The 22,743-nt window shown below is 69.5% G+C and carries 22 protein-coding genes and 2 pseudogenes; 8 read left to right on the top strand and 16 right to left on the bottom strand.

Going from position 1 to position 22,743, the window contains the following annotated elements; all coding sequences use genetic code 11:
* Positions 1-8: 8 nt before the first annotated feature.
* Positions 9-224: a MarR family winged helix-turn-helix transcriptional regulator gene (locus AC067M_RS37875; protein WP_478701557.1), complete on the top strand. Its 216-nt coding sequence runs from the start codon at positions 9-11 to the stop codon at positions 222-224.
* 134 nt (positions 225-358) lie between these two features.
* On the opposite strand, the gene AC067M_RS37880 is transcribed toward AC067M_RS37875, so the two are convergent.
* From AC067M_RS37880 to AC067M_RS37925, 10 genes are all read right to left on the bottom strand, one after another.
* Positions 359-1,360, bottom strand: coding sequence for an ABC transporter permease (locus AC067M_RS37880; protein WP_478701558.1), 1,002 nt, complete (start codon positions 1,358-1,360; stop codon positions 359-361).
* Between the two features lie 74 nt (positions 1,361-1,434).
* Positions 1,435-2,976: a sugar ABC transporter ATP-binding protein gene (locus AC067M_RS37885; protein ID WP_478701559.1), complete on the bottom strand. Its 1,542-nt coding sequence runs from the start codon at positions 2,974-2,976 to the stop codon at positions 1,435-1,437.
* A complete protein-coding gene (locus tag AC067M_RS37890; RefSeq protein WP_478701560.1) occupies positions 2,976-4,139 on the bottom strand; it encodes a sugar ABC transporter substrate-binding protein in 1,164 nt (387 codons plus the stop codon). Before AC067M_RS37890 ends, AC067M_RS37885 begins: the two co-directional genes overlap by 1 nt.
* Positions 4,140-4,305: 166 nt before the next feature.
* Positions 4,306-4,821, bottom strand: a complete 516-nt coding sequence (locus AC067M_RS37895; protein WP_362936638.1) for a cupin domain-containing protein — start codon at positions 4,819-4,821, stop codon at positions 4,306-4,308.
* A gap of 137 nt (positions 4,822-4,958) precedes the next feature.
* Positions 4,959-5,741 carry an SDR family NAD(P)-dependent oxidoreductase gene (locus AC067M_RS37900; RefSeq protein ID WP_362936641.1) on the bottom strand — a complete coding sequence of 261 codons (783 nt, stop codon included), beginning with the start codon at positions 5,739-5,741 and terminating at the stop codon, positions 4,959-4,961.
* 66 nt (positions 5,742-5,807) lie between these two features.
* Positions 5,808-6,836: a LysR family transcriptional regulator gene (locus AC067M_RS37905; RefSeq protein ID WP_478701561.1), complete on the bottom strand. Its 1,029-nt coding sequence runs from the start codon at positions 6,834-6,836 to the stop codon at positions 5,808-5,810.
* A 224-nt stretch (positions 6,837-7,060) separates the two neighbouring features.
* The gene (locus tag AC067M_RS37910; RefSeq protein WP_077004375.1) at positions 7,061-8,017 is read right to left on the bottom strand and encodes a fumarylacetoacetate hydrolase family protein; all 957 of its coding nucleotides are present in this window, start codon (positions 8,015-8,017) and stop codon (positions 7,061-7,063) included.
* A gap of 18 nt (positions 8,018-8,035) precedes the next feature.
* Complete coding sequence (locus AC067M_RS37915) at positions 8,036-9,058, bottom strand: amidohydrolase family protein (RefSeq protein WP_478701562.1); 1,023 nt, start codon at positions 9,056-9,058, stop codon at positions 8,036-8,038.
* Positions 9,055-10,179 (bottom strand): FAD-dependent monooxygenase, encoded by a 1,125-nt coding sequence (locus AC067M_RS37920; protein WP_478701563.1) that lies wholly within the window; start codon positions 10,177-10,179, stop codon positions 9,055-9,057. Before AC067M_RS37920 ends, AC067M_RS37915 begins: the two co-directional genes overlap by 4 nt.
* Positions 10,180-10,226: 47 nt before the next feature.
* Positions 10,227-10,532: an antibiotic biosynthesis monooxygenase family protein gene (locus AC067M_RS37925; RefSeq protein WP_478701564.1), complete on the bottom strand. Its 306-nt coding sequence runs from the start codon at positions 10,530-10,532 to the stop codon at positions 10,227-10,229.
* 330 nt (positions 10,533-10,862) lie between these two features.
* On the opposite strand from AC067M_RS37925, the gene AC067M_RS37930 reads away from it, so the two are divergent.
* From AC067M_RS37930 to AC067M_RS37945, 4 genes are all read left to right on the top strand, one after another.
* The gene (locus AC067M_RS37930; RefSeq protein ID WP_478701565.1) at positions 10,863-11,840 is read left to right on the top strand and encodes a fumarylacetoacetate hydrolase family protein; all 978 of its coding nucleotides are present in this window, start codon (positions 10,863-10,865) and stop codon (positions 11,838-11,840) included.
* The gene (locus tag AC067M_RS37935; RefSeq protein ID WP_478701566.1) at positions 11,837-12,790 is read left to right on the top strand and encodes a VOC family protein; all 954 of its coding nucleotides are present in this window, start codon (positions 11,837-11,839) and stop codon (positions 12,788-12,790) included. Before AC067M_RS37930 ends, AC067M_RS37935 begins: the two co-directional genes overlap by 4 nt.
* Before the next feature lie 71 nt (positions 12,791-12,861).
* Positions 12,862-14,169 carry a histidinol dehydrogenase gene (hisD, locus tag AC067M_RS37940; RefSeq protein WP_478701567.1) on the top strand — a complete coding sequence of 436 codons (1,308 nt, stop codon included), beginning with the start codon at positions 12,862-12,864 and terminating at the stop codon, positions 14,167-14,169.
* On the top strand, positions 14,166-14,945 hold the full coding sequence (locus AC067M_RS37945; RefSeq protein WP_478701568.1) for an SDR family NAD(P)-dependent oxidoreductase: 780 nt from the start codon (positions 14,166-14,168) through the stop codon (positions 14,943-14,945). Before hisD ends, AC067M_RS37945 begins: the two co-directional genes overlap by 4 nt.
* Positions 14,946-15,228: 283 nt before the next feature.
* Here AC067M_RS37945 and AC067M_RS37950 read toward each other — a convergent pair whose 3' ends face one another.
* On the bottom strand, positions 15,229-16,542 hold the full coding sequence (locus AC067M_RS37950; protein WP_478701605.1) for an IS701 family transposase: 1,314 nt from the start codon (positions 16,540-16,542) through the stop codon (positions 15,229-15,231).
* 143 nt (positions 16,543-16,685) lie between these two features.
* Positions 16,686-17,291 (bottom strand): DUF6461 domain-containing protein, encoded by a 606-nt coding sequence (locus AC067M_RS37955; RefSeq protein WP_478701569.1) that lies wholly within the window; start codon positions 17,289-17,291, stop codon positions 16,686-16,688.
* Positions 17,292-18,026: 735 nt separating this feature from the next.
* Here AC067M_RS37955 and AC067M_RS37960 point away from each other — a divergent pair.
* The gene (locus tag AC067M_RS37960; protein ID WP_478701570.1) at positions 18,027-18,167 is read left to right on the top strand and encodes a hypothetical protein; all 141 of its coding nucleotides are present in this window, start codon (positions 18,027-18,029) and stop codon (positions 18,165-18,167) included.
* Positions 18,168-18,209: 42 nt separating this feature from the next.
* Here AC067M_RS37960 and AC067M_RS37965 read toward each other — a convergent pair whose 3' ends face one another.
* The 3 genes from AC067M_RS37965 to AC067M_RS37975 all read right to left on the bottom strand — a co-directional run bounded on the left by AC067M_RS37965 (position 18,210) and on the right by AC067M_RS37975 (position 19,788).
* On the bottom strand, positions 18,210-18,434 hold the full coding sequence (locus AC067M_RS37965) for an ATP-binding protein (protein WP_478701571.1): 225 nt from the start codon (positions 18,432-18,434) through the stop codon (positions 18,210-18,212).
* Positions 18,435-18,873: 439 nt separating this feature from the next.
* Entirely contained in the window at positions 18,874-19,506 is a 633-nt protein-coding gene (locus AC067M_RS37970) for a Rossmann-fold NAD(P)-binding domain-containing protein (protein WP_478701572.1), read from the bottom strand.
* A gap of 108 nt (positions 19,507-19,614) precedes the next feature.
* Positions 19,615-19,788, bottom strand: a complete 174-nt coding sequence (locus AC067M_RS37975; protein WP_478701573.1) for a hypothetical protein — start codon at positions 19,786-19,788, stop codon at positions 19,615-19,617.
* A 683-nt stretch (positions 19,789-20,471) separates the two neighbouring features.
* On the opposite strand from AC067M_RS37975, the pseudogene AC067M_RS37980 reads away from it, so the two are divergent.
* A pseudogene (locus AC067M_RS37980) lies at positions 20,472-21,107 on the top strand (IS5 family transposase); the annotation flags it as partial.
* A 61-nt stretch (positions 21,108-21,168) separates the two neighbouring features.
* Here the strand turns inward: AC067M_RS37980 and AC067M_RS37985 are convergent.
* A pseudogene (locus AC067M_RS37985) lies at positions 21,169-21,405 on the bottom strand (hypothetical protein); the annotation flags it as partial.
* A gap of 492 nt (positions 21,406-21,897) precedes the next feature.
* Between AC067M_RS37985 and AC067M_RS37990 the strand changes: the two are divergent.
* Positions 21,898-22,740 (top strand): SDR family oxidoreductase, encoded by an 843-nt coding sequence (locus AC067M_RS37990; RefSeq protein WP_478701574.1) that lies wholly within the window; start codon positions 21,898-21,900, stop codon positions 22,738-22,740.
* The last annotated feature ends 3 nt before the right edge of the window (positions 22,741-22,743 follow it).

The following is a 22,743-nucleotide window of genomic DNA, read 5'->3' on the forward strand; positions in this document are numbered from 1 at the left end:
CGCTGGGGATGTCCGTGCTCGCCGAGCAGCTCAAATTCACGCGCAGTCGCCTTACGCACGCAGTGATCCGCCTGGAGCACGCTGGCTACGTACGGCGCCGGGACGACCCGGCCGAACGGCGCGGTCAGCTGGTCGAACTCACCGAGGAAGGCATGGCGTTGCTGACCGGCGCGGCCCCGGGCCATGTCGCCGCCGTCCGCCGCGCTCAGCCCCCAACAGGTTGAGCAGTTGGCGGCCATCACTGCCACCGTCATCGGTTCTCTCGAGCAGGCCGACGAGGAGGACGCCTACCCGGCGGCTCTGCCCTGGCACCGCCGCTGGCGCCCTCCGTAGCCGGCCAGCCGCCGGAGCCACCTCGCTAGACGGCGGCTCCGGCGGCCCGCCTGCGACCGAAGTAGGTGGACAGGCCCACGGCCAGCAGGAGCGCGGCGCCGTTGAAGACCGGGTCGACCCAGTCGCTGGCACCGGCCAGCGTGAGGCCGCTGACGGTCTCGGAGACGAACACCACGCCGATCATCGTGCCGAGCACGTTGAACCGGCCCGGCTCGATCGCGGTCGCGCCCAGGAAGACCGCGGCCAAAGCGGGGAAGAGCAGGCTGGTGCCGCTGTCCGCGGTGGCTCCGCCGACACGGGCGGTTTGCACGACGCCGGCCATCCCCGCGAGCGCTCCGGCGATGACAAAGGTCAGCAGCAGGTTGCGCCGGACGCGGATGCCGACCAGGTTCGCCGCCCTGGGGTTGGATCCCATCGCGTACAGGGCCCGCCCGTATGGAGTGTGGCCCAGCAGATACCACATCAGGGCACCGAGAACGACGACGACGGACACCACGCGGGGTAGACCCAGCCACTGCTGGGAGCCGAAGTCGAGCAGGGCGGGCGAGACGCCCGCGCTGATGGTCTGGCCGCCCGAATACCACTGGATGACCCCGCCGAGGAGAGTGGCGCTGCCCAGGGTGGTGATGAACGAGCTCATCTGGAACCGGGCCACCATGACGCCGTTGACCAGTCCGATGAGCACGCCCGTTGCCACCGCGGCGAGTATCGCTGGCACGACGCCCACGTCGTGGCGGGCCATGAGCGCCGCGCACACCAGGGAACTGGTCGCCGCGTTCGCCCCGAGGGAGAAGTCGAAGTAGCCGGCGGCCAGCGGCGCGAGGGCGGCCAGTGCCAGCAGGGCGATGACCGACTGGTTGCCGGTCACCACGCTGAGGTTGGCGGAGGTCGGGAAGACCGCGGCACTCGGCGGGTAGAGGCTGAAGAAGACCGCCACGGATACGGCCAGAGCGGGAAGGGTGTACCGCTCTGCGAGCCGGCCCGGCGACAGGGCGGGCCGCCGGGTGCGCCGGGTCGACTCCGTCACCTCGGACCTCTCGGATTTCGCCGACGACGGGGGCGGCGGGGGCGAGGGTGCGGAAGAGGTAACACCGCTCATGGTCATGTCCTTGCTCCGGAGGTGAGGGACGGTGAACGCTGGACGAGGTGGACGAGGCGGTCGGCACTGAGCCCTTCGCCGTCGGCCTCGGTGACGACGCGGCCTTGGTGCAGCACGAGGACCCGGTCGCACAGGGCTGCCAGTTCCTCCAGGTCGGAGGAGGCGACCAGGACCGCGCACCCAGTGGCAGCGGTGCGGCGGACCACCGTGTAGATGTCGGCGCGGGACATCACGTCCACGCCCTGGGTGGGCTCGTCGAGGAGCAGCAGCTGGGGGTCGCGGCGCAGCCAGCGGCACAGTACGGCCTTCTGCTGGTTGCCGCCGGACAGGGTGCTGAACGCCGCCTCGACGGAAGGTGCCTTCACGCCGTAGCGGCTCACGAGGTCCTGGCTGTCGCTGCGTTCGGCCCCTTGGTCCAGGCGCCAGCGCCGCCAGTAGTGGCTCAGCACCGACATCGACAGGTTGGCCCGCAGCGGGAGGTCCGGGAACGCGGCGTCAGCGCCGCGGTCTTCAGGGACGTAGGCGACGCGGGCGCGCATCGCATCGCCGGGGCCGGTGAAGGACACCCTGGCGCCGTCGAGTTCGATGGTGCCGCCGGTCGGCCGATGGGCGCCGAAGAGGGTGCGCAGCAGCGAGGTGCGGCCGGAGCCGAGCAGGCCCGCGACGCCGACGATCTCACCTGCGCCCACCTCGAGGTCGACGCCACTGAGCGGGCCGCCGGTCAGGTCGGTGACCGTGAGCACCGGGTGGGGCCGGCTCGTGCTCACGGTCGGACGCACGGCCTCGTCCAGTGCGCGCCCGGCGATGAGCTCCACCAGTTCGGACTCCGTGGGGCGGTGGTCCACGAGGGTGCCGGCTACCCGGCCGTCCCGCAGCACGGTGTAGTCGTCGGTGACGGCGATGACCTCGCTGAGGCGGTGGCTGACGAGGATCACCGTCTGCCCCTGGTCGGCACGCCGGCGCACGGACTCCAGAAGGAAGCTCGCCTCGTGCTCGGGCAGACTCGCGGTGGGTTCGTCGAGGACCAGGATGAGGTCGTCCCGGTCGGTCTCCTGCAGTGCCCGGGCAATGGCGACCATGGTGCGGGCGGCCGGGCGCAGAGTGCCGAGCGGGGCGCGGGGGTCGGCGTCGATCTCGAACCGCTCCAGCAGTGCGGCGACCCGGTCGTGCAGCGCCCTCCAGCTGATCCGGGCGCCCGCCCGGGTGGGCCAGCCGGAGGCGAGCGCGATGTTCTCCGCCACGGTGAGGTCGTCGAAGACCCCGAGGTCCTGGTGGACGAAGCGGAGCCCGGCCGCCTGTGCGGTGGCGGCCGAGAAGTGCCGGGCTTCCCAGCTCTGCCCACCGACCTCGATCGTGCCGCCGTCGGCGCTGTGTGCGCCGGCGAGGATCTTGATGGTGGTGGACTTGCCGGAGCCGTTGCCGCCGAGCAGCGCGTGGACGGTGCCGGCACGAACCTGGAGGTCCGTGCCGTGGAGCACCGTGGTACCGCCGAACTGCTTCGTCAGCCCGGTGATCCGCAGTGCCGTGCCGGACGGGCGGCTCACTACTTCCCCCACCCGGTGGTGTAGTGCTTGACGTAGTCGACGGGCGGCTCGTAGGAGCTGCCCTTCTTGGGCAGGTTGTGGTCGGCGTCGATGCCGACGAGGCCGACGCCCGCCGACTCCGCGGGCTTCTGGCCCGCCAGCAGCCGGACGGCGTCGTCGATGGCGGCCCACGACAGCTGCTTCGAGGAGTAGCCGACGTCGCCGTCCTGCGCGCCGTCGCTGCGGATGACGTCGGCGTTGGCCGCGTCGCCGAAGTTGCCGACCACCGTGAGCTGGGCACTCCGTCCGGAGGAGGATATGGCCTGGCCGATGCCCGCCTGCAGCCAGCCGTCGATCGGGAAGGCGACCGCGTTCACGGTCGGCGCCCCGAGGAGGGCGGAGGAGAACTTGGAGCCGAGCGTGTTGTTGACGAGGTCCTGGTTGCCGACGTCGAGCTGCTTGACGACCTCGCAGCCGGAGCACTTCTTGAGCTCGTCACGGAAGCCCTTGGTGATCATCGGGCCCCAGATCGGGTCGGTGAAGTTGACCAGGAGCACCTTCGCCTTGCCGTTGGTCTTGCCAATGACGTAGTCGGCCTGGAGCGCGCCCATCCGAGCGCGGTAGTCCGCGAGGGTGATGCCCTTGAGGGGGGTGGTGACCGCGGAGTACAGCTTCTTGCCGCCGACCACGTCGCAGTCCATGCCGCCGTTGCCGATGGTGATGATTTTGGCCTTCTTGGCCTCGCCGAGGGGGCCCTGGACGGCCGGGCAGTCGATGCCCACGGGCACGATCACGTCGGCCTTGGCGCTGATCGCCTGCCGGATGCAGGCCCCCCAGCCGCCGGGGTTGAGCTTGCCGTCACAGAGCTTGGTCTTCCAGCCTGCGGCCTTGCCGGCCGCCATGGCGGCCACGCTGGGCTCCACACATCCGGGCTGCTGCTGGCCGCAGGAGATGACCCACAGGTTCACCCCTGCCTTCGGCTTCGCGGTGACCTCCGGCAAGTCGCCGGTGGCGCCCTTGAAGGCCGTCTCCAGGGCGGCGCGCGCCTCCTTGGAGGTCCCGGAGTCGGAGGACCCGCCGGCCGAGGTGCTTGGGGAGGCGCCGCAGGCGGCGGTGATGGCGGTGATCGCCGCGACGATCAGGGGGAGGGCAAGTCTTGGAAGTGAACGCCTTTGTTCTGACACGGTTCTCCTTGGGGAGCGGTGACGGCAGCATTGCCATTCCGGAGCCGGTGGTTGCTGGAATTGAACACAGTGCGCGGCTGCAAGGGAAATTGCGAATCAGCATGAATGTCATCGCGGAACATGATGCATGCGCTCCTGCTGATCCGCGGCTGCCTCGACAGCGATGTCAGGGGTGATTCGGATCCGTTAGCAGGCTTTCCATGACTCCTTCGGGAAGCCGCTTCCTGAGCTGGCCGGAGAATTCGCCGTCGACAAGCACGAACGCCATGTGGGCAACCGCTTGGGAGCGGTTCTCCCAGCGGTGATCAGTGCCCCGCTGTACGACCACGTCCCCTGGCCGCAGCACGGTCTCCGTGTCGTCGAGCACCAGGACGACCTCCCCCTGCAGCACGATGCCGTAGTCGACGGTCTGCGTACGGTGCATCGGTGACACGGCACCCGGTGGGAACTCGTTGATCCTGATCTTCGTCCCGTTCGGGTCGGGCGGTACGGTCAGGGAGATCTGCGTCGGCTCCGGTTCGTCAGGGTCTATACGGGCCGGCGTTTCGCGGGTGTTCCACAGCTCGTGGAAGACCGCGCCGTCCGGTGCGGTCCGCACCACGGGCGGCGGTCCGTCCGAGAGGAACACCGATTTTCCGTTGTCGTCGTGACCGGTGACGACCCGGCGAGAGATCCAGCTCATAAAGCTCACCTTTCAGCGAACGAATGAAATCAGCGTGGTGAATGAATCGGCGCGCTGCCGGAAAAGGGCACAGCGCAGCCCGCCGCCCGGTGCGGAAAACACCGCAGGGCGTCAGAGGCGGAAAAATGCGGAGGGTTTTACACGGCGTCAAGCGCGTCGGTGAACGCCTTGGTGCCGCCGTGTGCCGAGAATCCCCCGTCGACGGTGATCTCGGCGCCGTTGACGTACGCCGACTCATCGGAGAGGAGGTACACCACCAGCGGTGCCACCTCCTCGGGGACCCCGGCCCGGTTCATGGGCGTCATCGACAGATGCGCCTTCACGAACACGGGGTTGGCGTTGGCCATGATCGGTGTGTCGATGTATCCGGGGTGGATGATGTTCGTACGGATCCCCCGGGGAGCCAGCTCCAGCGCCGCGACCTTCGACAGTCCGCGCAGTGCCCACTTGCTGGCGGTGTAGGCGACCGCGTGGTGGGCGACGAGGCCGGCGACCGAACCGACGTTGACGATCGAGCCTCCTTCGCGCATCAGTGGGGCCATGGCCTGCATGCCCAGCAGGGCGCCGGTGGTGTTGACCGCGAAGGCCCTGTTCCAGTCGGCGACGTCGACCTCGCCGAGCCGCGCGCGTACCGGCACACCGGCGTTGTTGACCAGGCCGTGCAGGGGACGGCCGAGTGCCTCCAGCCAGTCGGCGAGAGCGGCCCAGTCGTCGGGTGAGGAGACGTCGAGGTGCCGGTAGCTGACGTCCAGGCCCTGGGCGGTCAGGGAGGCGGCGAGGGCCTCGCCGTCCTCGCCGAGGACGTCGGTGGCGAAGACGGTGGCGCCCTCGCGGGCCGCGGCCTCCGCCTCGGCGGCACCCTGGCCCCGAGCGGCACCGGTGACGACAACGCTTCGGCCTTCCAGACGCCTTCGACTCACGGCTTCCTCCTGTTTCCCGCCTGTGTCCCGTCCGGGCACTCGGCCGTACCCGGCACGGGACTCACGCTAGGAAGCGGAGACGAGATGCGGAAACGGTTGTTGCCGATGGCTGGCATCCGGAGCCGCCATGGCTTGAACGGCGGCAGCGCCGGTCGCCGATGCCCCGGCGGCGGGAGCCGGCATGCCGGGTTCGGCCAGTTCCGCGCCGACACGACGGACCACGCCGCGCAGCCACGTGTGCCCGGGGTCCGTATGGCGCTTGGGATGCCAGTACATTGCCTCGACCAGCGGCAGCTCGTCGGGGAACGGCGCCGGTACGACGGCACAGTGCGCGAAGCCCGCGTACCGGCGGGCCAGCCGCTCCGGCACCATCGCCACCAGATCGGTGCCACTCACCACGAACGGCAGGACACTGAAACCCGGGGTGCTGACCTGGATCCTCGGAGTGATCCCGAGCACCTCCAGCTGACGGTCCGACGGGGTGGGGCTCTTGGCGAATCCGGCCGCGGCGTGCGGCATTTCCGCCAGGTCCCGAAGGCTCAGCCGTCCGTCCACCAGCCGTGGGTTGTCCGGGTCGACGATGCACACGAACCGGTCGCGCAGCACAGCCTCGTTGACCCCGGGCACCCCGTAGCCGAGCGGCGCGATCAGCACGTCGTGGCAGGCCAGATGCGTCTCGCTCGCCAGCTGTCCGGGCGTGGGGTGGAAGTCGATGCGCACGCCCGGCGCTTCCTGCCCGATGACCCGCAGGAGCGGCTCCACCATCACCGTCATCATGTAGTCGGACATGACGGCGGAGAACCGTTGGTCGCTGGTGGCTGGATCGAACCGACGAGTCAGGGACAGGGCCTCCTCGGCCTTCTGCAGGGACGCCTGCACGACGGGCAGGAGGCGCTCCGCGAGCGGCGTCAGCTCGTACTCCCGGCCCACCCGCACCAGCAGCTCGTCGTCGAAGTGTCGGCGCAGCCGCGCCAGCGAGCCGCTCATCGCGGACTGGCTCGTGTTCAGGCGTTCACCCGCCCGGGTGACGTTCTTCTGCTGCAACAGCGCTTCGAGCGCCACCAGCAGGTTGAGGTCGATCGTTCCGAGCCCCATCCGAGTCCCCTTCCGGCAATGTCACCGAACGAGCGCCGAAACGCGGGATTAACCAGGGCGGTGAGCTTAACCGGGAGCAATCAGACACGGAAGGGGTGGCGTGCGGCCGTCACCGAGATCCATACCAGCCATCGGTGCCACGGATAACATTCGCGACGCCACCCGTGGTGCTGGTGCGGTCCGCCGCAGCAGCCCGTGGACGTGTGGTTCTACGGTTCCCGCGCTCAGGGCCGCGGGGTACGCCCGCGCCTGCGGGCCCGGGGCAGGTAGACGTCCTGGCGGCCCGGCACGATCCGGTTGGACACGCTGCCGAGCCGTTCCACGGTCAGCGTCACCACGTCACCCGGGGTGAGCGGGGGCGGGGTCCGCTCGCCGTTGCGGCCCCAGTGCTCCGCCAGGGCGCCCCAGCCACAGGTGCCCGAGCCCAGCAGGTCTCCCGGGCGCACCCAGGTGTCGCGGCTGGCGTAGGCGATCATCTCCTCGAAGGTCCACGAGCAGTTGGCGAGGGTGTCACGGCCGATGAGGTCTCCGTTGACGGTGACGGTCATCTCCAGGTCGAGGAACCCGTCGGGGTCCCTGCGGTCCTCCACCTCGTCCGCGGTCACCAGGAACGGGCCGAGGGTGTTGGCGAAGTCCTTGCCCTTGGAGAAACCCAGCCCGAGGTTCTTCTCCGGTTTCTGCAGGTCACGGGCGGACCAGTCGTTGAACACCAGGTAGCCGACGATGTGGTCCCCGGCCTGCTCGGGCGTGAGGTCCCGCCCGGGCCGGCCGATCACGGCGGCCACCTCCAGCTCGCAGTCGAGCACCGAGCACCCGGCCGGGACCGGCACCTCGTCGTGGGCGCCGTAGGCGGCGTGCGGGTTCGTGAAGTAGAAGTTCGGTGCCCTGTACCACTCCTCTGGGATGTGCTCCAGACCGTCCAGGGCCTTCGAGACGCCCTCGATGTGCGCCTCGAAGCCCACGAAGTCACGGATCGACGGCGGCTTCAGCGGAGGCAGCAACCGGACGTCCTCGACCCGCGGACCGCCGTCCCCGGCCAGGGCCCGCTCGCCCGCCTCCCGCAACGTCCCGTTCTCCAGGAGCGACAGCACCGTGGTGCCGTCCGGCAGCGGGTGGATCACCCCATCCCGGACGACACCCGCGCGCTCGGCGCCTTCGTGCTCGTATGTCGCGAAACGCATCGTGTGTCTCTCCCGTGCTCAGTGGTGGGTGGGGGTGGGTGCCCGCCGGACCGTCCCCAGCAGGTCCATGGCGTTGCCGCCGGCGATCGCGGCCCGGGCCCCCGGGGCCAGCCCCGCGGCGTCCAGGCGCGCCACCGGGTCCTCGACGCCCATGTCGAAGGGATGGTCGGTGCCGAGAACGACACGGTCCGCACCGGCCTCCTCGACCAGGTGGCGCAGTCCCCGGGGCGTGTAGACCAAGGCGTCGAACCACATGCGCCGCAGGTAGGTGCTCGGCGGGTGGGCGCAGCCCCGCGCGTCCTGGCGTACCTGCCATGCGTGGTCGGACCGGCCGATGTACGTGGGCAGGTAGCCGCCGCCGTGCGCGGCGACCAGCTTCAGCCCCGGGAAGCGGTCGAGTGTGCCGCCGAAGATCAGCCGGGACAGCGCGACGGTGGTCTCCACGGGCTGGCCGACGGTGTTGCCGAGGTAGTGGACGGCGAGCCGTTCTCCGAGGGAACAGCCCCACGGGTGGACGAACACCACCGCACCCAGCGCCTCGGCCTTGGCCCACACCGGGTCGTGGGCAGGGTCGGCCAGCTCGCGGCCGTCGACGGAGGTGGAGACGCTGATCCCGTACAGCCCAAGTCCGGTGACCGCCTCCTGAAGCAGCTCCACCGCGAGGTGCGGGTGCTGCAGCGGCACGGTGCCCAGGCCGCACAGCCGCTCCGGAGCCTGCGCGCAGTGCGCGGCGACCGCCTCATTGGTGGTACGGGCCAGGCGCTGCGCGAGGTCCTCGCCGGCCCAGTAGTGGTGCATGGGCATCGGACCGACCACCTGGATGTCGACGCCCATCGCGTCGAGGTCCGCCAGCCTTGCCCGTACGTCGGTCAGCTTGGGCCGCAGCCGGGACAACTGGGCGCGGTTGGCCGCCAGCGACTCGGGCGCGTGCGCCCGCTGCTCGGCTGCGAACTCGGCCGCGAGTCCGTCCGTACCGGCGCACAGCTCGTCCGCTGCGGGGACGGCCAAGTGGCCGTGGAAGTCCACGACAGGCGTGATCATGCCGGGGCCCGCAGCGCGTCGAGGGTCTCGGTCATCAGCCGGGCCGGGTGGGCTCCCGGCGTCTCCGGGTTGATCTCCCACTCGGCCAGCTTCAGGGAGTTCTCCAGCACCATCCGCACACGGGGCATCCGCCGTGCCATGAACGCCTTGAGCGCGATCTCGACCGGGTCGTCACCGACGAGCAGCTCCGCGAGGACCACCGCGTCCTCGGCGCACATCGCCGCGCCCTGCGCGACCAGGGGCGGGCACGCGTGCGCCGCGTCACCGATCACGATCGTCCGCCCCCGGTACCACGGCTCGTCGATCATCACGGTCTCGATCCAGCGGTAGTCGACCGCCGTGTCGTCGGGCAGCGCGGCGATGAGCCTGCCCCAGGTGCCGCCGTATCCCTCGCCGCGTTCACGCAGCAGGGACACCGGGGCGGACGGACCCACCAGAGAGGCGTCCAGGTTCTCGTCCAGCAGGTAGGCGTAGCACTTGTCCGGGGCGATGGGGCTGTAGCCGGCCTTGTAGCGGGGGCCGCCGTAGTAGACCTCGTGGCAGTCCAGCTCGGCCGGGCGGTCGGCGACCACCCGGAAGATGGACATGCCGACCGGGCGCGGCTCGACGGTGATGCCGATCAGGGAGCGCATGTGCGACTTGATGCCGTCCGCGCCGACGACCAGGTCGTAGCTCCCCGTGGTGCCGTCGGTGAAGGTCACCTCCATACGGCTGGTCGACTGTTCCAACCGCTCGACGGTGAGGCCCAGCCGGACGTGCACCCCTTGGGCGTACACCGCGTCGCACAGGGCGTTCTGAAGGTCGGAGCGGAGCGCGCCGGCCGTCGAGGGAAGGTCGGGTCCGCCGGTGTGGGCGACCGCAAGATCGGTGATCAGCTCGCCGTCCGCCTGGCGCAGTCGCAGACCGTCGTAGGGCACCGCCCGGGCGAGCACCTTGTCCAGGACGCCCACCGAGCGCAGCGCCTTCAGCGCGTTGCCCTGGAGGGTGATGCCGTGGCCGACTCCGAACCACCGAGGTGAGATCTCTACCAGGTCGACGTCGACGCCTCGCTGCGTCAGCGCGAGCGACAGCACGCTTCCGGTGATGCCGCCGCCGACGACGAGCACCTTGTCCACTGCCATGGGCATTCCTTGCCGTGTGAGATGAGAGCTATGGGAAGGCCAGTCCGTCAGCCGGTGAAGCGGTCCGCAAGTTCGCTGTAGTGCTCGACGACCGGGGCCTTGTCGAAGTACGGGCCCACCAAGGAACGCCAGCGCTGGAACCGCTCGGAGCTGCGGAAACCGACGGTGTGCGCCTCGACGCTGTCCCAGCCGACGAGCAGCAGGTAGGTCTGCGGCCGCTCCTCGCAGCGCAGCAACTCGGCCCAGCGGAAGCCGTCGGCCTCGGCCAGAACCTTGCGTCCCTCGGCGAAGGCCGCCTCGAACTGCTGCTCCTGGCCGGCCGATACGGCCAGTTCCGCGTGCTCGACGATCACCAGATTCTCCTGACGTTCCGGGTGCGACGGTCCAGCACACCCAACGCCCGCCGTCGGGTCTGCGTTGCATGACCCTCCGTGAGTGGCGACCGCGCGGTCAACGGATTCGGGCATCGCGAATCAGCACGTCATCCATGCCCTACGGCGATGGACCAGCCGGGGACCATGCGCGATCTGGGGTGACGGGCAGTAGTGGCTGAACGTGATGGCTGGCATCGCCGATGACCATTTCCGCCGGGCACTCGCTGATGCCTAGCGTTCCCAGTGGATGCCCTGTCCGCATCCCGTTTCCTGTCACTTCCCCTGTCACCCATGGACGAGGAGTCGCTCGTGCCTGATCGTCTACCCCTGCACGCCGGGCCGTTCGCGCTCGGCACCTTCAGCCGCGATGACGGCGATCCGTTCCCGGGACTGGTCACCGCCACCCGGGTGCGCGATCTGTCGCACGTGGCGGCGTCGGTGCGTGCGCTGGTCGAGGACTGGGACGGGGTGCTGCCGCGGCTGGCCGCTCTCGCCGAGGAACCGCAGACACCGGACGCCGCCTGGCACGACCTGGCCGACCTGCGCGTGCACGCCCCGATCGAGCCCGGCCAGATCCTCCAGTCGGGTGCCAACTACCGGCGTCACGTGGTGGATCTGGTCGCGGCCGAGAAGGAGAGCGTGCACGGGGCCACCCCGGACGCGGCGCGGGCCGACGCCGAGAAGATGATGGACGAACGCGCCCGCAACGGCGTGCCGTACATCTTCCTCGGCTCGCCGCGCGCGATGTGCGGCCCCTACGACGAGGTGGTGCTGCCTGAACTCGGCGAGCGACACGACTGGGAGCTGGAGCTCGCGCTTGTCATCGGCCGTGAAGGGCGGAACATCGCCCCGAAGGACGCGTGGTCGTATGTCGCCGGATACACCATCTGCAACGACATCACGACCCGTGACCGGCTCTACCGCCCGGATCTGAAGGCCATAGGCACCGACTGGTTCACCGCCAAGAACGCCGACACCTTCCTGCCGACCGGGCCGTTCCTGGTGCCGGCCGGCTTCGTCGGCGACTCGTCCGACTTCCGGATCACCCTGCGCCACAACGGAGTCGTACGCCAGGACGAGTCGACGAAGGACATGATCTTCGACATCCCCCGGCTCATCGCCTACGCCTCGACCACCAGCACCCTGCGCCCGGGAGACCTGCTGCTCACCGGCTCGCCGGCCGGCAATGGCGCCCACTGGAACGTGTTCCTGGCGCCCGGCGACGCCATGGAGGCCGAAATCACCGGCCTCGGGCACCAGCGCAACACCGTCAGGAGCATCCGATGACCTCGACTTCTTCCGACGCCTTCCAGCCCATCACACATCTGCGTCACTTCGACCTGGCCGTGCCCGACTTCAACCAGCAGCGCACCTTTTACTCCGAGGTGTGGGGACTGACCGAGATCGCCAACGACAGCGGCATCGCGTTCTTCGCGGCCGAGGGCAGCCCCGAGCAGTACGTCGTCCGCATCCGCAAGGACCAGCGCAAGCGCATGGATCTGGTCGCCTTCGGCGCCGCCTCGGTATCCGATGTCGACGAGCTGGCCGCACGGCTGGGCACCGCGGACGTCCCGCTGGTCAGCGAACCGGGCGCCATGGACACTCCGGGAGGCGGCTACGGCTTTCGGTTCTTCGACCCCGACGGGAGGGTCGTCGAGGTCTCCGCGGACGTGGAGAACAGGGTCCACCGCAAGATCGAGGAGAGGGAGGCGGTCCCGGTCCGGCTCTCGCACTGCGTGGTGAACTCCACCGATCCGGCAGGACTTCGGGACTTCTACGCGCGGCACCTGGGCTTCCGGCTCTCCGACACCCTGTTCTCGCAGCACATGGGTGACCTCATGTACTTCATGCGGTGCAACCCGCTGCACCACTCCTTCGCCATCGCGCGCGGCCCCCATGTCTCCCTGCACCACGCGTCGTTCGAGATGCGCGGAGTGGAGGAGTACATGCGCGGCACCGGACGGGCGCTGCGCGCCGGGACACGGCTGACCTGGGGGCCCGGCCGCCACCTGGCGGGCGACAACACCTTCGCCTACTTCCACGACCCGCACGGCAACACCGTCGAGTACACCACGGAACTCGCCGTCCTGGAGGAGGACCTGTGGCACCCCGGACGGCACGACGTGGACGATCCGCAGACGCAGGACCAGTGGGGCACCGCCGACCCGATGAGCGAGTCGGTGGCCAAGGAACAGTTCAACGACCCTGACGTGCTGTTCGAGGCCCCGCCCGTGTGACCGGGATGTGATCAGCACCCGCCGCCCCCTCTGGCCAAACGCCCCCCGAAGCATCCGAGAAAGGCGCCACCATGGCGAAGACATTTCTGAAGACCGCCGTTTCCGAGGAACAGGTCGCCGTCGATCTGAACGCCGTGCGCGCCACGGTCACCGACGTCATCGCGGACATCCGCGAACGCGGCGACACGGCGGTGCGCGAGTACTCCGAGAAGTTCGACGGATGGAGCCCGGAGTCCTTCCGGCTGTCACCGGAGCAGATCGAGGAGATCGTCTCCTCGGTGCCCGCCCAGGTCATCGAGGACATCCGCTTCGTGCAGGAGCAGGTGCGCACGTTCGCCCGCCACCAACTCAACTCCCTGGGCGAGTTCGAGGTGGAGACCCTGCCCGGCGTGAAGCTCGGTCAGAAGCACATCCCCGTCCAGGCCGCGGGCGCCTACATCCCCGGGGGCCGCTACCCGCTGACCGCCTCCGCCCACATGACCATCGTCACGGCGAAGGTCGCGGGCGTGCCCCGGGTCGTCGCCTGCACCCCGCCGATCCGCGGCGAGGTCCCCGCCGCGACCGTCGCCGCCGCGCACCTGGCGGGCGCCGACGAGATCTGGCTGCTCGGCGGTGTCCAGGCCGTCGCCGCGATGGCCGCCGGTACCGACACCATGCGACCGGTGGACCTGATCGCCGGGCCGGGCAACGCGTACGTCGCCGAGGCCAAGCGGCAGTTGTTCGGCGAGATCGGCATCGACCTGTTCGCCGGCCCCACCGAGATCCTGGTGCTGGCCGACGCTGATGCCGACCCGTTCATCTGCGCCGTCGACCTGCTCTCCCAGGCCGAGCACGGCCCCGACTCCCCCGCCGTGCTGATCACCACCTCCCGCGAGGTGGGCGAGCGGACCATCGCCGAGGTGGAGCGGCTGCTGCCCGGCATGCCGACAAAGGACTTCGCGGAGCCGGCGTGGCGGGACCACGGCCAGGTGATCGTGGTGGACTCCGTGGACGAGCTGTACACGCTGGCCGACGAGTTCGCGTACGAGCACGTGGAGGTGCTCACCGCCGACCCGCGCGAGGCATTGGAGCGAATGACCCAGTACGGTGCGCTGTTCCTCGGCGAGGGCACCTGCGTGTCCTTCGGCGACAAGGTCATCGGCACCAACCATGTGCTGCCCACGCGCGGCGCCGCCCGCTACACCGGCGGTCTGTGGGTCGGCAAGTACCTCAAGACGGTGACTTACCAGGAGGTCACGGACACCGAGTCGCAGGCCCTGCTGGGCCGGCTCTGCGGCCGGGCCGCCCGGATCGAGCTGTTCGAGGGACACGCCCGGTCCGGCGACGTACGGGCCGCCAAGGCCGCGGGAGACGAACTGCCCTGGGCGGTGCGGGCATGACCACCCTGCCCCTGCGGGACCGTACGGCACTGGTCACCGGCGGAGGGGGCCCGCTCGGGCGGGCCTTCTCCCTCGCGCTCGCACAGGCCGGGGCCCGGGTGATCCTCGTCGGCCGCAACGCGCAGGCCCTCTCCGGTGCGGCTCGCCGTGTGGCCATGGAGGGTGGCACGGCCCGCACCGCGGTGTGCGACGTGTCGGACCCGGCGTCGGTCACGGCACTCACGGACACGCTCGCCGAGGAGGACATCTCCGTCCTGGTCAACAACGCGGGCGTCGCGGGCCCGGTGAAGCCTCTCACCGAGGTCGAACCCGACGAGTGGGACGGGGTCTTCTCCGCGAACGTACGCGGTGTCTACCTGATGTGCCGGGCCTTCCTTCCCTCGATGATCGGGGCCGGCCGTGGTGACATCGTCAACATCGCCTCGGTCAGCGGCAAACGCCCCCTCCTCAACCGCACCCCCTACACGGCCTCCAAGATGGCCCTGCTGGGCCTGACCCGCACCCTCGCCGCTGAGGTCGGACCCCACGGTGTCGCCGTCAACTCCCTCTCCCCCGGCCCGGTGCGCGGCCCGCGCATGGACCGCAACTTCCGGCTGGAGGCCGAACTGACGGGCAGCACACCGGAAGAGGCCGAGCGGGCGTTCGCGTCACGGGCGGCCCTGGGCAGATTGGTGGAGGAGGACGAGGTGGCGAAGGCCCTGGTGGCGCTGCTCGCCATGCCCGGACTCTGCGGCGCGGACATCGACCTCTCCGCCGGCATGATCGCCCCCTCGTGACCCACGGCTCCGGCCCCGCCGTACACACGTGGCCCCGTCCTGCCCGACGGGGAACGCATCGTCCTCAACCTGCACCGCGCGCCTATGCCGAGACCACCGGCCACCCCTTCGACCTGCCCCAGGCACTCACCGACGCGATCATCTGCAACTCGGGCCCCCTCCACACCCAGGTCTGACCGGCGTCGGCCTACCTCACGACGCGCGCATTGCCCCACCACCGTTCGAGCCCCCTTCCCGAGCTGGCGGGCATCCCTCCGTCGTGCGGGCCTCAGGTGAGGGCCTATCAGGAATCAGTACTCCGGCGATTTGGTGAGCTATCCCGCGGTTCGCCGGCACTTCGTCGTCGGTAGTGGCTGCGTCGGGCTGCCGCCTGGTGGCGTCGGCGCCAGTTGGACCAGTGCAGCAGCCTGGCCACGGTCACGGCTGGTGGGGCGAAGACGGCGACGAGTAAGTGTCGGATCTCCGGGACGGTCAGCGTGATCGGATCGCGGCTGCGGATGAAGCGGTTCGTGTCTGCGGGCAGTTCGGGGGCCGCGCCGGCGGCGAGGGCGGTGAGGAAGGCCAGGGCGAGCATGGCGAGGGTGATGTGCCGGTGCCATGAGGTCCAGTGCCTGACCTGGTAGTGGTCGAGTCCGACCTGGCTCTTGGCGGCCTGGAAGCACTCCTCGACGCTCCAGCGGGCACCGGCGACCCGGACCAGTTCGGACAGGGGCACTTCGGTGGGTGACCAGCACAGGTAGAAGGCGAGTTCACCGGTGGACCGGTTACGTTGGATGAGCAGGTGCCGATGACTGCTGGTGCCGATGTGGATCCAGGCCCAGTCGTAGTATCGCGGGCCTTTCGCGCCGTTTCCGGCACTCTGACGGTGCCAGGCGGTGGCGGGCAGACGGCTGGCGACGGTATCGGCGCGGACGGGAGTACGGCCGTTGTTGATCTTCACCCGCATCGAGCAGGCGACGGCCAGGACGTAGCCGGTGCCGCGTGCCTCAAGGGCGGCGCGGAGCTGGGGGTCCTGCCCGTAGGCTTCGTCGCCGGTCACCCAGGAGGCGGTGATCCCGGCGTCCAGCGCAGCGGCGATCATCTCCGAGGCCAGACGGGGCTTGGTGGCGAACTGCACCGTCTCGGGTATCCCGGCCCCGGTGCGGCGTTCTGAGTCATTGGACCAGGAGTGTTCGGGGAGGTAGAGGCGCCGGTCGATCAGGGTCCGTCCCCGGCGGGTGGCCAGGGCGAGGAACACGCCGACCTGGGCGTTTTCGATGCGTCCCGCGGTGCCGGTGTACTGTCTTTGCACTCCTGCCGAAGACCGGCCCTTCTTCAGGAAGCCGGTCTCGTCGACAACGAGAACGCTGCCGTCAGTACCGAGGTGTTCGGCGGCGTAGGCGCGCAAGTCGTCGCGGACAGCATCGGCGTCCCAGCGGGCGTAGCGCAGCAGACGCCGCATCGGCCCAGGCCGCGTATGGCCCGCCTGCTCGGCCAGTTGCCAGCAGTTTTTGCGTTCGACGCTCGACAGCAGCCCGAGCAGGTAGGCGCGGGCCGCGGCCCGGGGCTCAACTCGCTTGAATTTGCCCGCGATCCGAGCCATGGCCTGGTCGAACATCGCCTGCCAGCGGGCAGGGTCTACGCTATGGCCTGCGGCCATTACACGATCTTCAGGAGTCCACACAACCCCCGATGATCACGCGGTGGCCGCCCCTGTTCCCAGCTGGGCCCGCGACAAGATCGCGAAGTGAGACTGGAGTATTAGGCGATGACGAAGGCCAGCAGGCGCTCGCCCTCCCATACATCACGGGGGAGGGAAAGACCGAACTGGGTCTCTATGATCGCCAGTGTGTGCCGGTCCCGGTCCCGGTAGGACTCGTCTTGCGGCCGTGCGTACTCGCCGTCGGAGTGCAGCACCCCGGCCGCGACCAGCTCAGGTAGCAGGAGGTCTGGCTGGACGCCCCACCGCCAGCACTCCTCCCCGATCCCAAAGCTACAGACGTCCACGCCGTCTCTTGCATAGGAGAACATCGCCGGCGGATGGTCCACGGAAGGGTGGAGGTGAACCACCTCCACCCCGTTCCGGGAAATGTCGACGAGTCGTTGCGCACCGTCCCCCAGCCCGTATTCAACGGCGAAGGACCACCCACCGTGCGCACCGACGCGCACGACATCATCGTCGGCCGTCGACAGGTCGAGAACCATGTTCCATGCCTCAGAGTCCGTGATCGGCGAAACGACGGAACCACGTACGCCGCCCATACGCAGGCCCAGCTCCTCGGGCGTGACGCCCCGTGCAAAAACCACGCTGTGTTGCCAGTCATCTTGCTCTACGAGCCACTGAATGCCGCCACGCACGACGCTCATCCTCCCCCGGCACACGCTGTGCCCTCGTATGTTTCGAGCGATTGATCACCTTAGCCAGAGGGTGTGACAGGCCCCACCGCCACAAGATCTGATCTGGTGATCAGCCTCCACCGTCACGGAATATCCGCCACAGCCTTGAAAACGGCCAGCGGTGCTCTTCGCCTCAGTTCGTTGGCAGTTGAAGCATGTGGGGAGGGTGGGGTTCGAGGAGCACTGTGTGGGCCCGCCGACCGTCAGGTCGGCGGGCCCGGTGATCAGTGACGGTCGGTGGATGACAGTCATGGGGTCCTTCGCAGTGGAACGATGTCGGGGCTGGTGGTGGGGACGGAGGGTCGGGCGGCCTCGGGGGTCGCGAGGAGTGCGACGATGGTGACCGGCTGGTGACAGTGCGGACAGTTCCGGGCCGCGGTGGGTTGCAGCGGATCACGTTCCGCGGCGGGCTGACGCGACGGGGATCGGCTGAGAGATCTGGGTGGAGGCGGCAGCTCGGGCAGCGGTGGCAAGGTTGTGGTTTCGCCGAGGCGGCGGGCCCGGTCTTCATCTCGGGCCTGGTGGCGTCTGCGTTCAGCGACTTTGCGGCAGCTTGGGGAACAGTAGATCTGGCGGGTGGTCTTGAGGGCTTCGAAGAGGCCGTCGCAGACGGGACAGATGCGCCTTTCCCGAACGTCATCGCTGGTGCGGGCGGTGGCGCGACATTCCTCGGAGCAGTAGGTCCGTCGGCGGGCGACCGTGGTCGTGAACTCGCTCTCGCAGACCGGGCAGGTCTGTTGGGCTGGTTTCCTGTTGCGGTTGGTTTCCTTGCAGGTGGGTGAGCAGAAGACCCGCCGACTCGTCGCGGTGGCGACGGTGAAGACGGTCTCGCAGACCGGGCAGTGACGAGCCATGTCGGCTTCGGCCTCGGTGGTGTCGCGAATGGGGTCAGGAGGCACGGGCGTTCACCCCGGCTCGGATGGCTTCGGCCTGGTTCTGGTGGCCGCGCAGCCGGTAGGAGGGGCCGTCGATGCCTGCGAGAGCGGACCGGTGCAGGAGCCGATCGAGAGTCGCGGCGGCGACCGTTGCGTCGCCGAAGGCACCGGCCCGGTCGGCGATCCCGACGTTGGTCGTCAGGATCGTGCTCGATTTCAGATACCGCTGGTTGATCACCTGGAACGGGCAGCGGGAGGTAGCCCAGCTCGTCGATGATCAGGAGCTTGGGGCCGGCGAAGAAGTTCACGCAGGTCTTCCAGCGGCCCTCAAGGGCCGCCTTGGCGACCAGGCACAGCGCGAGCAGGGAGCCCAGACGGTAGCGGCGGCCTCGGGCCCGGCGGGGATCGGGTATCCGACCCAACACGTCCGCCAGGCAGGTGAGCCGCGGCAGTTCCGGATCCGGGCAGGTGGAGTCGAAGTCTGCGCAGTGGCGCCGCAGGACACCGATCAGGGAAGACGACATGCGAACGCGACCCCTGTTCATGATCAAAGGCTTCTACAACCCTGATCATCAGGAGTCGTGTTCACTGCTTCCAGTCAGGCCATTCGGTCACCGCTCGCTCTAGCGGGGTGAACCGCTCACCACGTCACCTGCGAGCGCATCCGTCCTGGCTGCTCACGCCGCAGTGAACCGTTCAGCGGCATCCCAGAGTTCGCCTTCACGCCGTGGATTGTAGGACTCCTCCGACGAGCGGTCCACACGGCTGCGGTCGACGTAGGAGCCGGTCGGCGCCTGGGGCGTGCCGAGGACGACGTCAGCGAGGTAGCGGCCCGCGGCGTTGCGGCTGGTGGCGAACGGGGTGAGGGTCATCACCGGCAGGATGCGCCGCATCGCGAACCGGGAGACGGGGTCGGCGTTGCGGGCGAGGCCGGTGCCGGGGACGAAGCCCGGGTTGTAGGCGACGGCGTCGATCCCGGCCGGAAGGCGGCGCGCGTACTCGTGCACGAGGTAGATCGCGGCCAGCTTGCTCGTCGAGTACGCGGTGCGCCCGGCGACCACGGTGTCCGGGTTGGGGAAGGCGCCGGTGCGGGCGAGGACGTCCGGGGACTTCCAGGCCGGGCCGGGAACCATGCCCATGTTGTGCTTGAAGTCGCCGAAGTGGGTGTCGCTGGCGGTGATCACGATCCGGGCGGGAGCGGCGAAGCGGTCCTGGAGCAGGCGGACGAACAGGTGGTTGGCGAGCACGTTGACCGTGAAGGTGGACTCGAACCCGTCGGGTGTCTCGGTGAGCGCGTTCGTGTACTGCATGCCCGCGTTGCCCACGAAGCCGCGCAGCGGCGGGAGGTCACCGCGATCGAGCCGGTCACGGATCTCGGTGGCGGCCGAGCGGACGCGGTCCAGCGAGCCGAGGTCCGCTCAGACGTGCGAGACCGTGTGCCCGCCCGTAGCGAGTTCCGCAGCGAGCTGTGCGCCGGAGGATCCGCGGGCGACGACGAGGAGGTGCACGTCCGGCGACCGGTGCACGATCTGCCCGGCGGCGACGCGGCCGATCCCGCGGCTCGCGCCCGTCATCACGATGGTGTCCTTCATGGAAGGCTCCTTCACTGCTTGGCCGATGGCGTCCGGCTCGGTCACACGTCCACGTTCACCGCTCGCGCCACCGCCAACCAGTGCCGTCCCCGTCACTAGGACTGGCAGTACCCAGGCTCACCCTGGGCCGCGCGGCGAGAATGAACCCATGGCTTCCTCCCGCTCCGCTTTCGGCACCCTCGTGCGCGCCTGGCGAGACCGTCTCGCTCCGGCCGATGCCGGCTTCGCCGTGACGGACGGCCGTCGTGCCCCAGCGCTACGACTCCTGATCGGGCGTCCGGAAAGGGATACCGGCTTGCCGGTGCGACGGACCGGCCGCGGCCGGCTTTGCTGCGCGCCTGGACCTCGTGCGGGCCGCCTCACGCGCGCGTACGGACCCGTCGCCGGCGGCTGTGCTCGGGCAGGCTGTCTGTAACTGGCTGTTCTCTATCAGGCCCTGTGGTCGGTGGGGTTCGAACAGAGGCCTGGTTCGGTCGAGTTGTCGGGTGCGGAGGCATGGAAGAAGGGCCTCTTGGTAGCTCGCGGAGGTCGAGTCCAGCGAGAAGCAGGAGGCCCTGTTGTCGAAGTTTCGCGTGGTCACGGTTGCCGAGTCCAGTTCGTCCACTCGTGGGTGTGACTGTCTCGCCCACAGGTTCGGTAACGCGGTCGACCGGCCAGATCGCCGACCTCGGTACGGCTCGGACATGAGCGATGCCGAGTGGGTTCTGGTGCGGGATCTGCTGCCGGTGCCGCCCCGGCCGGCCGGCCGGGGCGGCCGACCGGAGGGCTACTGCCACCGTCAGATGATCGATGCGGTGCGCTACCTCGTCGACAGCGGCATCAAGTGGCGGGCGATGCCGTCCGACTTCCCGCCCTGGCCGCGCGTCTACGCCTTCTTCGCCCGCTGGCGGGATACGGGGCTGGTGAGCGAACTGCATGAGCGTCTGCACCAGGCAGTCCGCCGGGCGGAGGGCCGTGAACCGGACCCGAGTGCAGCCGTGGTGGACTCGCAGTCGGTGAAGGCGGACGCCACCGTCGCCCACACCTCGCGGGGTTTCGACGCCGGGAAGAGGATCAACGGGCGCAAGCGGCATCTGCTCACCGACCCCCTCGGGCTTCTCCTGTCCGTGCTGGTCACGCCGGCGTCCACGACCGATCGGGACGCCGCCCGGGCACTTCTGCCAGCGGCAGCCGGCCGCTTCCGGCGGCTGGCGCGGGTCTGGGCCGACGGCGGCTACACCGGCCACCTCACCGACTGGACCACCGCCCACCTCGGGATCGTCCTCGAGGTCGTCCGCCGCCGCGAGGACGTCCGCGGCTTCCAGGCACTGCCCCGCCGCTGGGTCGTCGAAAGATCCTTCGCCTGGCTCCTGCGCAGCCGACGCCTGGTCCGGGACTACCCCGATGCGGCACCGCTCGTCGCGGTCCTACCGGCTTCCTCTGCGGCGAATCGCCGACCACCGCAGCGGGCGCTTCGTCTTCGGCCAGCGCTTCCAGATACTGCTCGAGGCCGATCACCCGGTGCCTGAGTACCTCTTGGGCGTCCGCCAAGTCCGTCCGCACCCGTTCCAGTTCGGCTTCGAGCTCCTCCACCCGCACCACTGCGGCCTTCCGCCGCGCTTCCAGAACCGCCCGCATCGATCCAGAACCGCCCGCATCGACGGCATCCGCCACCCCATAACACCTCGGCCGGCACCGAGCCGAGACTTCCGCGTCAGCTGCAATCTCATGTCTGACCAGCGGAATCCGCACACAAGGTTCGGAAAGAGAACGACCTCTCAGTCGATGTCGTGGACGTTGTGCTCAAGCAGGTCGGACGCATACCCGGCTGTGGCACGGCACGCCATGACCGCGCTTGCCGTCAGGACCCGTTTGTCCCCACGCACCCGGGTTACCCGCTCGACAGGGCAGGGGCGCGCCGTCGCCCCTTTCTTCTGCCGCTCCGTCGATGTGAGCGTCAACTCAGGCCCGACGGCACCACCATCGCCGTCCCGGTGAGTCGGTCCCCGCCCGCTCGGGGCGCCCCCCGGCCGGTCCCGTGGCCCGAGGCGGTGGGTCCCCGGCCGGGAGCGGGCAGGCACGAGCCCTGCCACGCGGACGGAAAACGCAAGGAAAGAGAGGTACGTCCCCATGGAGAAGCCCGCACAGCAGCAACAGCCTCCGGGCGCCGAGGCCGCCCTGCGGCCCCGGGCCGACCACGGTGAGCACAGCTACCGCGGATCGGGCCGACTGGCCGGGAAGACAGCCCTGATCACCGGGGGCGACAGCGGCATCGGCAAGGCCGTCGCGATCGCCTACGCCCGCGAGGGCGCTGACGTTCTCATCTCGTACCTGAACGAGGAGGACGACGACGCCCGCGACACGGCGCGCTGGGTGGAGGAGGCCGGCCGCAAGGCGGTCCTGTTGCCGGGCGACCTGTCCGATCCGGCCCACTGCCGAGAGGTGGTGACACGGGCCGTCGAGGAGTTCGGCCGCATCGACGTCCTGGTCAGCAACGCGGCGTTCCAAATGTTCCGCGACTCGATCGAGGAGATCCCCGACGAGGAGTGGGACCACACGCTGGCGACCAACCTCAGTGCCATGTTCCACCTCTGCAAGGCGGCTGTGCCGCACATGAAGCCGGGGGCGTCGATCATCGCGTCCAGTTCGGTGAACTCCGACACGCCGCCGCCTGGCCTGCTCGCGTACAACGCGACGAAGGCGGGCATCGCCAACATGGTCGGCTCTCTGTCCCAGTCGCTCGCGGAGCGAGGCATCCGGGTCAACAGCGTCGCCCCCGGGCCCATCTGGACGCCGCTGATCCCCGCCACGATGCCGGCCGAACAGGTCGAGGACTTCGGCGGACAGACGCCACTGGGACGAGCCGGACAGCCCGCCGAACTCGCCCCCGTGTACGTCATGCTCGCCTCCGACGAGGCCGCCTACGTCTCGGGTGCGCGCATCGCCGTCACCGGCGGCCAGCCCATCCTCTGACGT

Source organism: Streptomyces sp. NPDC043427, assembly GCF_056436655.1.